The organism is Methylobacterium mesophilicum (assembly GCF_036441335.1).
GTDB lineage: Bacteria > Pseudomonadota > Alphaproteobacteria > Rhizobiales > Beijerinckiaceae > Methylobacterium > Methylobacterium mesophilicum_B.
This window is the reverse complement of sequence record NZ_MLBW01000033.1, coordinates 51,769-64,296: the sequence shown is the minus strand read 5'-3', so window position 1 is coordinate 64,296 and position 12,528 is coordinate 51,769. Positions and strand designations below refer to the sequence as shown.

The 12,528-nt window shown below is 71.5% G+C and carries 10 protein-coding genes; 3 read left to right on the top strand and 7 right to left on the bottom strand.

Annotation, left to right across the window (positions count from 1 at the left end; all coding sequences use genetic code 11):
- The 6 genes from MMR14E_RS20065 to MMR14E_RS20040 all read right to left on the bottom strand — a co-directional run bounded on the left by MMR14E_RS20065 (position 1) and on the right by MMR14E_RS20040 (position 8,429).
- Complete coding sequence (locus MMR14E_RS20065; protein ID WP_331316728.1) at positions 1 to 1,413, bottom strand: cytochrome ubiquinol oxidase subunit I; 1,413 nt, start codon at positions 1,411 to 1,413, stop codon at positions 1 to 3.
- 107 nt (positions 1,414 to 1,520) lie between these two features.
- Positions 1,521 to 3,032, bottom strand: a complete 1,512-nt coding sequence (mqo, locus tag MMR14E_RS20060; protein WP_331316726.1) for a malate dehydrogenase (quinone) — start codon at positions 3,030 to 3,032, stop codon at positions 1,521 to 1,523.
- Between the two features lie 11 nt (positions 3,033 to 3,043).
- Positions 3,044 to 3,442, bottom strand: a complete 399-nt coding sequence (locus MMR14E_RS20055; RefSeq protein WP_331316724.1) for a hypothetical protein — start codon at positions 3,440 to 3,442, stop codon at positions 3,044 to 3,046.
- 30 nt (positions 3,443 to 3,472) lie between these two features.
- Positions 3,473 to 5,200, bottom strand: coding sequence for a ubiquinone-dependent pyruvate dehydrogenase (poxB, locus tag MMR14E_RS20050; protein ID WP_331316722.1), 1,728 nt, complete (start codon positions 5,198 to 5,200; stop codon positions 3,473 to 3,475).
- Between the two features lie 47 nt (positions 5,201 to 5,247).
- Positions 5,248 to 6,705 carry a class II fumarate hydratase gene (fumC, locus tag MMR14E_RS20045; protein ID WP_419539374.1) on the bottom strand — a complete coding sequence of 486 codons (1,458 nt, stop codon included), beginning with the start codon at positions 6,703 to 6,705 and terminating at the stop codon, positions 5,248 to 5,250.
- 269 nt (positions 6,706 to 6,974) lie between these two features.
- Entirely contained in the window at positions 6,975 to 8,429 is a 1,455-nt protein-coding gene (locus MMR14E_RS20040) for a CoA transferase (RefSeq protein ID WP_331316718.1), read from the bottom strand.
- A gap of 239 nt (positions 8,430 to 8,668) precedes the next feature.
- On the opposite strand from MMR14E_RS20040, the gene MMR14E_RS20035 reads away from it, so the two are divergent.
- Positions 8,669 to 9,025, top strand: coding sequence for a citrate/2-methylcitrate synthase (locus MMR14E_RS20035; RefSeq protein WP_331316716.1), 357 nt, complete (start codon positions 8,669 to 8,671; stop codon positions 9,023 to 9,025).
- A gap of 19 nt (positions 9,026 to 9,044) precedes the next feature.
- Here the strand turns inward: MMR14E_RS20035 and MMR14E_RS20030 are convergent, their stop codons facing one another.
- The gene (locus MMR14E_RS20030) at positions 9,045 to 9,908 is read right to left on the bottom strand and encodes a class II aldolase/adducin family protein (RefSeq protein WP_331316715.1); all 864 of its coding nucleotides are present in this window, start codon (positions 9,906 to 9,908) and stop codon (positions 9,045 to 9,047) included.
- A 129-nt stretch (positions 9,909 to 10,037) separates the two neighbouring features.
- On the opposite strand from MMR14E_RS20030, the gene MMR14E_RS20025 reads away from it, so the two are divergent.
- Positions 10,038 to 10,946 carry a LysR substrate-binding domain-containing protein gene (locus tag MMR14E_RS20025; RefSeq protein ID WP_331316714.1) on the top strand — a complete coding sequence of 303 codons (909 nt, stop codon included), beginning with the start codon at positions 10,038 to 10,040 and terminating at the stop codon, positions 10,944 to 10,946.
- A gap of 216 nt (positions 10,947 to 11,162) precedes the next feature.
- Positions 11,163 to 12,524, top strand: a complete 1,362-nt coding sequence (locus tag MMR14E_RS20020) for an NAD(P)H-dependent oxidoreductase (RefSeq protein WP_331316712.1) — start codon at positions 11,163 to 11,165, stop codon at positions 12,522 to 12,524.
- Positions 12,525 to 12,528 lie beyond the last annotated feature (4 nt).

Here is a 12,528-nt window from a genome sequence, read left to right as displayed (position 1 = left end):
TCACTCCGCCGGATTGCTGCTGGGGGTGCCGGGACTGTTGCCCGGCACTGCGAGCGGCCGCTTGGGGTTGGCCGCACTGCCGGCATGGGCCGGGGTCGGCAGGATGCCGGCCTTGAGCATGCGGTAGATGTAGACGGTGCCCGCCGCGAAGATCAGCGCGTAGACCGCGCCGAACACGGCGAGCGAGGTCGCCACCTGCGGGGAGGTCAAAAACGGCGTCGCCGCGTCGGCGGTGCGCAGCTGGCCGTAGACCGTCCAGGGCTGGCGCCCGACCTCGGCCGTGAACCACCCGGTCAGCGTCGCGACGAAGCCCAGCGGGAAGGACAGGAAGATCGCCCATTGCAGCCAGCGCGCCCGTTCCAGTCGGCCGGTGGCGTAGAAGGCCATGCCGCCCCAGGCCAGCGCCAGCATCAGCAGCCCGCAGCCGACCATGATGCGGAAGGCGAAGAACGGGATCAGCACCGGCGGCCGGTCGGCCTTGGGGATGTCCTTGATGCCGATCACCTTGCCGGTGAGGGTGCCGTCGTCGATCAGGCTGCCGGCGGGGGCCGGCAGGGCGATGACGAAGTGGTTCTTCTCCTGCGCCTCGTCGGGCCAGGCGAACAGGATCTCGCCGGCCGGCGCCTGGCTCTCCCAGTGGCCCTCGATCGCGGCGATCTTCGAGGGCTGGTGCCGGACCACGTAGTCGCCGGTGAGGTGGCCGAAGAACAGCTGCAGCGGCACGAGGATCGCGGCGAGGCCGAGCCCCATCCGCACCATGGCGCGGGCCTCGGCGCGGTCCCGGCCCCGCAGCATGGACCACGCCCCCGTCGCCGCCACGCAGAAGCTGGTGGTGACGTAGGCGGCCAGGACCATGTGGGGGAAGCGGACCCAGACGACCCCGTTGAAGATGATCGCCCCCCAGTCGGTCGGCACGAACACGCCGTCCGGGCGCAGGGCGAACCCAGTCGGGTACTGCATCCACGAGTTGTTCACGAGGATCCAGAACGACGACAGGCTGGTGCCGAGGCAGACCATCAGGCAGGCGAACAGGTAGAACCAGCGCGGCACCCGGGCGCGGCCGAACATCAGTACGCCGAAGAACGAGGCTTCCAGCGCGAAGGCCGTGAAGCTCTCGTAGCCGAGGAGCGGACCCTGGATCGGGCCGGTGCGGCGGGCGAGTTCGCTCCAGTTGGTCCCGAACTGGAACGCCATGACGATGCCCGAGACGACGCCGAGCCCGAAGGCGACCGCGAAGATCTTGAGCCAGAAGTCGAACAGGCGGTCGTAGACCGGCTCGCCCGAGATCATCGCCCGCGCCTGGAGGAAGGCGAGCCAGGCCGCCAGTCCGACCGTGAAGGCCGGGAAGATGATGTGGAACGAGACCGTGAAGGCGAACTGGATGCGCGAGAGCATCAGGGCGGAGATGTCCATCGTTCCTCTCTCCGGCCGAATCCCGCCGGTCCGCCGCCCCGGGGCGGGCGCGTCGCACCCTCAGATGTCCGCCGGCGGGGCGCGGGGAACCGCGCCTCGCGAAGCTGTCAGATGTTGTCGATCCTCAGGACCGGCGCCGTCTCGGCCCGGCTGCGGCGGCAGGCCTCGGCGTCCCGCTTGAGGTCGATGCCGTAGGTCGGGATCACGGCCTTGAGGCGGGGCAGCCAGGCGTCCGGCGTCAACCGGTCGGCGAAGCACTTCTCGAGGACCTCGACCGCGATGAAGGCCGCCGTCGAGGCGCCGGGCGAGGCGCCGAGCAGCGCGCAGATCGAGTTGTCGGCCGCAGCCACCAGCTCGGTGCCGAATTCCAGGTAGCCCTCCTCCAGCGGGTTCATCTTGCCGGTCGGCTTGATCGTCTGCACCCGCTGGCCGGCGACCGCCGACGTCCAGTCCTGCTTCAGCGCCTTGGGAAAGAATCGCTTCAGGGTCGCGAACTGGTGGTCGGAGCTCTGGAGCACCTGGCCCACGAGGTACTCGGTGAGCGCGACGTTGTCCTTGGCGACGTCGAGCAGCGGCACGACGTTGTGCGGCGTCAGCGCGGTGAACAGGTCGGTGAGCGACCCGTGCTTGAGGAACCGCGACGAGAAGCCCGCGTAGGGCCCGAACAGCAGCGAGCGCTTGCCGCCGATGATGCGCGTGTCGAGGTGGGGCACCGACATCGGCGGCGAGCCCGAGGCCGCCTTGCCGTAGACCTTGGCGTGGTGGCGCGCGCTGACCGCGTCGACGTCGCAGCGCAGCCAGATCCCCGAGACCGGGAAGCCGCCGTAGCCGCGCCCCTCCGGGATCTTCGAGGCCTGCAGCAGCGGCAGCGAGCCGCCGCCCGCGCCGATGAACACGAACTTGGCCGTGACGGTCTGGCGCGTGGCGTCGTAGGTGTCCTCGACGGTCACGGCCCAGCGGCCGTCGTCGACCCGGTCGAGGGCGACGACCTTGCGGTTGTAGTGGACGGCGAAGCCGGGCTGCGCCGCGAGCTGCCCGACCAGCAGGTGCGTCAGGGCGCCGTAATCGACGTCCGTCCCGGTGACGATCCGGGTGGCGGCGATCGGCTCGCCGGGATCGCGGCCCTCGACGATCAGCGGCGCCCAGCCGGCGATGACCTCCGGGTCCTCGCTGTACTCCATGCCGTGGTAGCAATGGTGGGCCGACATCGCGGCGTAGCGCGCCTTGAGGAAGGCGACGTTCTCGGCCCCCCAGACGAAGCTCATGTGTGGGCAGGGATGGATGAAGGCGCGGGGATCCGGGATCGCGCCCTTCTTCACCAGATGCGCCCAGAGCTGGCGCGAGATGTCGAACTCGGTGTTGACCTCCAGGGCCTTGGCGATGTCGACGCTGCCGTCGGGCCGCTGGGGCGTGTAGTTCAGCTCGCAATTGGCCGCGTGGCCGGTGCCGGCGTTGTTCCAGCCCTGCGAGCTCTCCTGCGCGCAGTCGTGGAGCGTCTCGAACATCGCGATTTGCAGCGACGGCTCCAGCTCCTTCAGCATCGTGCCGAAGGTCGCGCTCATGATCCCGGCGCCGATCAGCACCACGTCGGGATCGTCGTCGTAGCTCATGTCGGCCATCGGGCCCCTCCTCAGGCGGTCTTGTTCGGGACGAAGGGGAGCTTGGCCTCGGCGCCGGGGGCGAGGATCACGTAGGCCCTGCACCAGGGCTCGTCGTCGACGAGGCGCCAGGAATGGCCGGAGCCGGCCGTGTCCTCGGCGATGAGGATGTCGCCGGGGCGGATGGTGAAGTGCGCGCCGGCCCTCGTCTGGAAGTCGAGGGTGCCGCGCAGGGTGATGACGAACTGCCGGGTCGGCGCCGCGTGCCACGCGTAGGTGCCGCCGGCCTGCGTCTCCCGGAAGGAGATCGAGACCACGTCGGTCGTCCCGCTGAGGATGTCGCCGCGCTCGCCGTGGGGCAGGTCGATGACGCCTTCCTCGAAGTAGGAATTGTCGTCGTCACCGGTCCAGATGCGTACGCAGCGGATCATCGGGCAGAGCTCCGGCTTCGGAAGGGCGCCTCAGCGCCAGAGGTTGGTCTTGGCGAGGTCGATGATCTCGGTGCCGCGCCCGTCGATCACCGCGCGGGCGAGCCACATCCCGAAGCCCGTCACCTGCTCGAGGCCGACCTTCGGCGGCATCGACAGCTCCTGTCGGGCCGAGACGACGTCGAGCAGTGCGGGGCCGTCATGGGCGAGCATCTCGGCCATCGCGCCCGGCAGCGCGGCCGGATCCTCGACGCGCCGGGCGAAGATGCCGGCCCCGCTCGCCATGGCGGCGAAGTCCGGGTTCACCAGCTCGACGCCGGTCTCGAGGAAGCCCGCGGCCTTCATCTCCATCTCGACGAAGCCCAGCGTGCCGTTGTTCAGCACCACGATCTTCACCGGCAGCTTGTGCTGGTTGAGGGTCAGCAGGTCGCCCATCAGCATGGCGAAGCCGCCGTCGCCGGAGAACGAGATGATCTGCCGCCCGGGATAGGCCGCCTGCGCGCCGATCGCCTGCGGCAGTGCGTTGGCCATCGAGCCGTGGTTCAGCGAGCCGATCAGCCTGCGCTTGCCGTTCATGGCGAGGTAGCGCGCCGCCCAGATCGTCGGCGTGCCGACGTCGAAGGTGAAGACCGCGTCCTCGGAGGCCGCCTCGCTGAGCGTCTGGGCGACGTATTGCGGGTGGATCTTGCCGCCCGGCTTGCCGACCGCCAGCGCGTCGAGCCCGGCGCGAGCCTTGCGGTAATGGGCGAGGCTGTCGTCGAGATGCGCCCGGTCGGTCTTCGCCTGCAGCCGCGGCAGCAGCGCCGCGATCGTCTCCCCGACGTCGCCGATCAGGCCGAGATCGATCCGGCAGTGGCGCCCGAGGCTCTCGGCCCGCAGGTCGACCTGCGCGACCTTGGCGTCATCCGGGTAGAACTGGCGGTAGGGGAAGCCGGTGCCGAGCAGCAGCAGGGTGTCGCAGTCCAGCATCGCCCGGTAGCCCGACGAGAAACCGATCAGGCCGGTCATGCCGACGTCGTAGGGATTGTCCCACTCGACGTGCTCCTTGCCGCCGAGCGCGTGGACGACCGGCGCCTTCAGCGCCTCGGCGAGCTGCAGCAGCTCCCCGTGGGCGCCGGCGCAGCCGCGGCCGCAGAACAGGGTCACGCGCCCGGCCGCGTTGAGCATCCCCGCGAGCGCGTCGAGGTCGGCGTCGCGCGGGCGCACCACGGGCGGGGGCGGCACCAATGCGGTCGAGAGCTCGGGCGCGTTCCCCGGCATGGCCATGAGGCCGACATCGCCGGGGATCACCACCACGGCGACCCCGCGCTCGGCGATGGCGACGCGCATCGCGGTCTCGATCACGCCGGGCAGCTGGGCCGGCGAGGAGACCAGCTCGCAGTAGTGACTGCATTCCTGGAACAGGTTCTGCGGGTGCGTCTCCTGGAAGTAGCCCCGGCCGATCTCCGCCGAGGGGATCTGGGCCGCGATGGCCAGCACCGGCACGCGGGAGCGGTGCGCGTCGAACAGGCCGTTGATCAGGTGCAGGTTCCCCGGTCCGCAGGATCCGGCGCAGACCGCGAGCGCGCCGGTCAGGTGCGCCTCGGCGCCGGCCGCGAAGGCGGCGCTCTCCTCGTGGCGCGTGTGGATCCAGGCGATCGAGCCGTCCTGGCGCAGGGCCTCGGTCAGGCCGTTGAGGCTATCGCCGACCACGCCGTAGATGCGCTTCACGCCGGCCTGCGCCAGCGCACGGACGAACAGATCGGCGACCTTCGTGCTCATGGTGTCTCGCTCAGCTGAGGGGTCCGGACGGACGGTCCCGGCGGGTTTCAGGCGCCGGCCAGCCCATGGCCGATCATGGTCCTGGGATCGCACACCGCGTCGAAGCGCTCGGCCGGAACGCCCTCGGCCAGGGCGGCCTCGCGCAGGGTCGTGCCCGCGTCGTTGGCGCGGTGGGCGATCTTGGAGGCGAGGTCGTAGCCGATCACCGGCGACAGGGCCGTGACCAGCATCAGCGACTGGTTCACCGTCTCGTCGATCCGCGTCCGGTTGAGCTCCGTGCCCGCGACCGAGTAGGTCCGGAACTTCTCGCAGGCGTCGCCCAGCACGCGGATCGCGTGCAGCGTGTTGTTGATGATGATCGGGCGCATCGCGTTGAGCTCGAAGTTGCCCTGCGAACCCGCGAAGGCGACCGTGTTGTCCTCGCCGATCACCTGGATGCAGACCATCACCAGGGCCTCGCACTGGGTCGGGTTGACCTTGCCGGGCATGATCGAGGAGCCCGGCTCGTTGGCCGGCAGCAGCAGCTCGCCGAGGCCGCAGCGCGGCCCCGAGGCGAGCCAGCGCATGTCGTTGGCGATCTTCATCAGCGCGACCGCGAGCCCGCGCACCGCCGCCATGGCGGCGACCATGGCGTCCAGCGACCCCTGCGCGGCGAACTTGTTGGGCGCCGTGACGAACGGCTTGCAGGTGAGATCGGCGATCTTGGCGGCGATCTCCGCGCTGAACCCCTCCGGCGCGTTGAGGCCGGTGCCGACCGCGGTGCCGCCGGCCGCCAGCTTGTACAGCCCGGTGCGCGACGCCTCGACGAGGGCCAGCGCGTCGCGCATCTGCGCCACGTAGCCCGACCATTCCTGGCCGACCGTCAGCGGCGTCGCGTCCTGCAGGTGGGTCCGGCCGGTCTTGACCACGTCCATCCAGGCCTGGGCCTTGGCGTCGATCGCGTCGGCCAGCGCCCGCGCCTTGGGGAGCAGGACCTCGTCGAGTTCGAGCACCGTGGCGACGTGCATCGCGGTCGGGAAGGTGTCGTTCGACGACTGGCCCATGTTGACGTGGTCGTTCGGGTGGACCGGGCTCTTGGAGCCGAGCGCACCGCCGAGGAGCTGGATCGCGCGGTTCGACAGCACCTCGTTGACGTTCATGTTGGACTGGGTGCCGGAGCCGGTCTGCCAGACGTAGAGCGGATAGTGCGCGTCGAGCTTGCCCGCGATCGTCTCGTCGGCGGCCTGGACGATGGCCCCCGCGCGCCAATCCTCCAGGCGGCCGGCGGCGGCGTTGACCAGGGCGGCGGCCTTCTTGACGTAGCCGTAGGCGTGGTAGACCCGCTTGGGCATGCGATCGTCGCCGATCGAGAAGTGCTGGAGCGAGCGCTGGGTCTGCGCGCCCCAGTAGCGGTCCGCCGGCACGTCGATCCCGCCCATCGAGTCCGTCTCGCGCCGCATCCCGGTGGCGGCGATGCCGATCGGTACGTCGCGCAGGATGGGGTGGCCCGGGGCAGACTCGTTCATCGTCATCCTTCTCGGTGTCGGATCGTCTGGCTCAGTGCGAGACGGGTTCGGCGAACCGGGTGCGCTTTGACGTAAACGGTGGTATTATTTTCGGTGTTCTGTCGATACGTGCCGATTTTAAGATAACTGACTATTGAATCATACTCTAAACCTAGTATTCAAAACGCCGACAAAACGCATTACAGATCATGAATGCGAATTGCCAGATAACATAGATCGGTGTCAAGCGTTCCGCCACGCGTAGGCTGCAAAAACATATCCGCGATTGGTCAATTTATAGCACTTCTGCTTCCCGGAGAGGCCGTCGAGCCGGACCAGCGCGCGCTGCCGAAATGTCTGACTTGTGCGGCCTCCGTCGCGCCGAGATCGCGGGCCGGGCGATCCCACCGCAGCGGCGCACCCGCGATCCGCACGGGCGCGTGCAGGCGGAGGGCAGGTCCCCACGCCGTGTCCTCGATCTCCGGGGCGTAATCCGCGTCCCGATATCCGCCGAAGGCGGGCCCCGGCGCGCTGCCGGGATGGTCCGTGAGCAGGCGCGCGGTCCGGGCCAGGGAGAGCCGCGCGGTGACGGCGTGCCCGTCACGCTGCCGGGCGATCAGGCCTCGCACGCACGCCGCCGCCATCAGGTAGCCGGTGGCGTGGTCGAGCGCCTGGACGGGCAGCGGCACCGGCCGGTCGGCCTGTTTCCATCGCTGTCCGGCCGCCGCGATGCCCGTCGCCATCTGGACGAGGCTGTCGAAGCCGCGCCGTCCGGCCCAGGGTCCGGTCCAGCCGTAGGCGCAGAGCGCGACGTCGATTAGGTCCGGGTTGAGCGCGCCGCGCCGCGCCGCGCCGTAGCCGAGCCGCTCCAGGGCGTCGGGGCGGTACCCGTGCACGAGGATGTCGGCCTCGGCGAGCAGGGTCTCGAAATGCCGGCGGTCGGCGGCCTGCCGGAGGTCGAGCCGCGTGCAGACCTTGCCCAGGGTGACGTCGGGCGCCAGGGACGGCTCGTCCCAGCCGGGCGGGTCTATCCGCAGGACCTCGGCCCCGAGGCCGGCCAGGACGCGCGTGGCCACCGGTCCCGCCAGGATGCGGGTCAGGTCGAGGACCCGGATCCCCGCGAGGGGACGGGCCGGGTCCGGGCGCCACGGCGCAGGGAGCCGGACGGGCCGTTCCGCGAGCGCCACGAGGGGCTCGGCCCGGACCGCCCGGCCCTGGTCCAGGCCCTCCCACGCGTCGGGGTCGCGCATCGCCGCGGCGCAGCCGCCGGCGCGCAGGATCGCCCCTTCCAGCTCCTCGGCCGAAAAGCGGGCCACGGCGGCCGCCACCGCCTCCCGCTCGCCCGGACAGCCGAGAACCGCCAGGGCGGCGGCGCGGTGACGGGGTGCGTTGGTGTGCAGCCGGATCCAGTCATCCGCCGCCCTGTAGTCGCCGGCGATCGGGTCCCAGGCGGCCGGCAACGTCCAGCCCCGCGGCCGCACCGAGGTGCCGAACCACGCCGAGGCCAGGTGCCGGTCGACCGTGACGGCGGGCGCGGGTCCGGACAGGCCGAGGAGTTCGGAGACGGCGAGGCCGGCGGCGGCGATCGACGCCGTCGCCAGCGCGGTGACCGGGAAGCAGGCGGGCAGGGTCCCGGTGCCCGTGACCGTCAGCCGGTCCCCGACCTCGGGCGGCAGCGCCAGGGCCGCCAGCGCCTCCGCGAGGATCGATGCCAGTGCGTCGTGGTCGGCGTGTCGTTCGCGCATGGTCGCGGCCCTCGATTGCTTCGCGCAGGCTGCCGGCCATCGACGGATCGATCAATCTTGATACATCCGATCAACATGACGGACTGGCTGGACCGCGCCGAAGCCCTCGACACCCTCGGGATCCGGGCCCAGACGCTCTACGCTTATGTCAGCCGCGGGCTGATCGAGGCGCGGCGGGCGCCGGACGGGCGCCACAGCCAGTACCGGGCCGCCGACGTCNGACGGGCCCGAGGGCGGCCGTGCGCGCCTGCCTGGATCGGAGCGGCGCGCTGCCGGGCTTCGGCCACCCGCTCTACCCGGACGGCGACGTCCGCGCCGCGGCCCTGGGCGCGGTCCTGCCCGCCGACACCCTGCTGGACGCCGTCCGGGACTGCGCCGAGGAGGCGACGGGGGCGCGGCCGAACATCGACTTCGCGCTGACGGCGCTCGTCCGGACGGCGAGCCTGCCGCGAAGCGCGCCGTTCACGATCTTCCTGCTCGGCCGGAGCCTCGGCTGGGCCGCGCACGCCATGGAGCAGGGCCGCCAGGAGACGCTGATCCGGCCGCGCGCCCGCTACGAGGGGCGGCGGGGGCCGGCGGACCGCTCCGGCCCGTAGCGGCCGGGCGACCCTGGTCTCAGGCGAACATGTCGGGCTGGGTCTCGGCGATCTGGTTGTACAGCGTCTGGAAGTGTAGCCAGCCGATATAGTCGCTGCCGACGTGCTCGCGGCTGTAGCGGGCGGTCTTCTCCGAGAGGAGCTGCGGCTTGATGCCGGAGGCCTCGACCAGGAGCTGCTGCTGGCAGGCCCGTTCCAGGGCGATGAACCAGAAGGCGGCGTCGTCGATGCTGTGCTGCGAGCACGTCAGCAGGCCGTGGTTCTGGTGCAGCACGCCGCGGTTGCGGCCGATCTGCTGGGCGACCGACAGGCCGCTCTCCTTCTCCACCGCCACGGCGCCCGCCGAGGCGCCGATCACCGCGTGGCTGTTGTAGAAGGCCGCTGCGTCCTGACTGATCATGTCCAGCGGCCGGCCGGTGGCGCACCACGCGGTGCCGTAGGTCGTGTGCGCGTGGCACATCGCCATGACCTCCGGATACGCCTCGTGCACGGCGGCGTGGAGGACGAAGCCCGCGCGGTTGATGGCGTGGCGCCCCTCGACCACCCGGCCCGTGTGGTCGGCCAGGATCAGGTTCGACATCCGCACCTGCGAGAAGTGCACGCACATCGGGTTGGTCCAGTACAGCTCCGGACGCTCCGGGTCGCGGATCGTCAGGTGGCCGGCGAAGCCGTAGTCGAAGCCGTGCATCGCGAAGGCGCGGCAGGCGGCCACGAGGTGCTTCTTGCGGTAGTCCCGCGCCTCGGCGTGGCTGGCGAAGTCCGGGATCTCCGGGAAGATCAGGCCGGCCTGCTCGGGCTGGTAGATCGAGGTCCGCCTGCGGCCGGCATCGTCGTTCGGCAGGTCGAGGGCGACGGCCGCGTCGTGGGCGTGATCGTCGAGCATGGCGTGTCCTCTCCTCGGGGTACGGACCGGGCCGCCCGTCGTACCGCGGCCGGCACTATCCTGCCGGATCCGCGCGTTGACAAACGACGATTTTTCACGCTTTCCATGAAATCAATTCACGGATTGCGCATGCGCCGGATCCCGAGCTTCTCCGCCCTGCGGGCCTTCGAGGCGGCCGCGCGCCTGGGCAGCTTCGCCCGCGCCAGCGCGGAGCTCCACCTCACGCCCTCGGCGGTCAGCCACCAGATCCGGGCGCTGGAGCGCTGGTTCGGGCGCGCCCTGTTCCGCAGGGCGAACCGCCAGGCGCTCCTCACCGCCGACGGCCAGCGCCTGCTGGCGGGGCTCTCGAGCGCCTTCGACGATATCGAGGCTGTCTGCGCCGATCTCGGCCCGCCGTCGCCCACGTCGCTGGCCGTGCACTGCACGCCGAGCTTCGCGGCGAAGTGGCTCGGGCCGCGGCTCCCCGCCTTCGTGGAGGCGCATCCCGGCATCGCCATCCGCCTCTCCACCAGCGCCGACCCGGTGGATCTCGGGCGGGACGAGGCGATCGACATCCTGATCGCCTACGGCCGGCCGCCGGGCGGGCCCGGCCTGACCGTCGAGTCCCTCGGCCCGGAGGAGATCGCAGCCCTGTGCACGCCGGAGGTCGCCCGGGCCGCGCAGCCGGACGCGGCCGGAACGATCGGGCCGTTCGCGCGGCTCGACTCGTCGTTCAGCCCCGTCCGCTGGCCGGACTGGTTCGCCCATAACGGCCTGCCGGTCCCGGGCGGGGCGGCGGGCGCGGCCTTCGACCGGGGCTCGCTGGTGATCTCGGCGGCCGTCCAGGGGCTCGGCGTGGCGCTGGAGACCCTGCGGTTCGCCCGGGACGAGCTGGCCGCCGGGCAGCTGGTGCGCCTCGGCGGCGATCGGACCGCGAGCCTGACCCGCGACCTCCACTTCATCTGCTACCGCGACCGCGACGGGGCCCTGGAGAAGATCCAAGCCTTCCGGCGCTGGCTCCTCGACGTTGAGGCGGAGAGCCGGGCCGTGGTGGCCTGAGGCGGCCCGAGGCGGCCCGAGGCGGAGAGACCCGATCCCTCGCCCCGCCCCGCTCCCGCACGGGAGAGGGGCGGGGCGTCGCCCGAACAGACCCGCCGCCTTTTCATGCTGCAGGCCTCATCGGCATCGGGAACCGCGCTAGGTCCCCGCCCAACGACGCGGCGAGCGCGGCGGGGCCCGATCCCGACCGCGCGCCACCCAGGGAGAGAACGCCCCATGTCCCTTTCCGTCAAGCTGCAGCGGCGCGCCGACGCGGGCCGGCCCGTCCGGGTCGGCCTGATCGGCGCCGGCAAGTTCGGCTCGATGTACCTGTCGCAGGCGCCGCGCACGCCCGGCATCCACCTCGTCGCGGTGGCCGATCTGTCGCCCGATCGGGCGCGCGAATCGCTGCGCCGGGTCGGCTGGGACGATTCCCGGTTCGCCGCGCGGGGGCTGGAGGAGGCCGCGCGCGGCGGCACGACCCTCGTGACCGAGGATGCCGACGCGATGATCGCGAGCCCGTTCGTGGACATCGTCATCGACGCCACCGGCAGCCCGGCCGCCGGCATCCGCCACGCGCTGAAGGCCTTCGCGCACGGCAAGCACATCGTCATGGTCAACGTCGAGGCCGACGTGCTGGCCGGGCCGCTGCTGGCGCGCCGGGCGGCGGAGGCCGGGGTGATCTACTCCATGGCCTCGGGCGACCAGCCGGCGCTCATCGCCGAGCTGGTCGACTGGGCCCGCACCATCGGGCTGGAGGTGATCTGCGCCGGCAAGGGCACCAAGTACCTCCCGGCCTACCACGCTTCCACGCCCGACACGGTCTGGGGCCATTACGGCTTCAGCGAGAGCCAGGTCGCCGGCGACGACTTCAACCCGCAGATGTTCAACTCCTTCCTCGACGGCACCAAGTCGGCGCTGGAGATGGCCGCCGTGGCCAATGCCTGCGGGCTCACCCCGCCGCGCGACGGCCTCGCCTTCCCGCCCTGCGGCGTCGACGACCTGCCGAGCGTCCTGAAGCCCGCGGCGGATGGCGGCCTCCTCACCGAGCGCGGCACCGTCGAGGTGGTCTCGTCGGTGGAGCGGGACGGGCGGCCGGTCTTCCGGGACCTGCGCTGGGGCGTCTACGCGGTGTTCGAGGCGCCGAGCGCCTACGTGCGCGACTGCTTCGCGCAGTACGGCCTCAAGACCGATGCGAGCGGCCGGTTCGCCGCGACCTACAAGCCCTATCACCTGATCGGCCTCGAACTCGGCATCTCGGTCGCCTCCATCGCGGTCCGCGGCGAGGCCACGGGGGCGACGGGCGACTGGCGCGGCGACGTCGCCGCCACGGCCAAGCGCGCGCTGCGGGCCGGGGAGCGGCTCGACGGCGAGGGCGGGTTCACCGTGTACGGCAAGCTCATGCCGGCGGCGGACTCGCTGGCGCAGGACGCCCTGCCGATCGGCCTCGCCCACAACATGGTCCTCAGGAACGACGTGCCCGCGGGCCGGACCGTGCGCTGGAGCGACGTCGCCTTCGACGCCGGCCAGGAGGCGATCCGCGTCCGGCGCGAGATGGAGGCCCTGTTCCGTGGGGGGGCGGCGCGGGCCGCCGGGTAGGGCC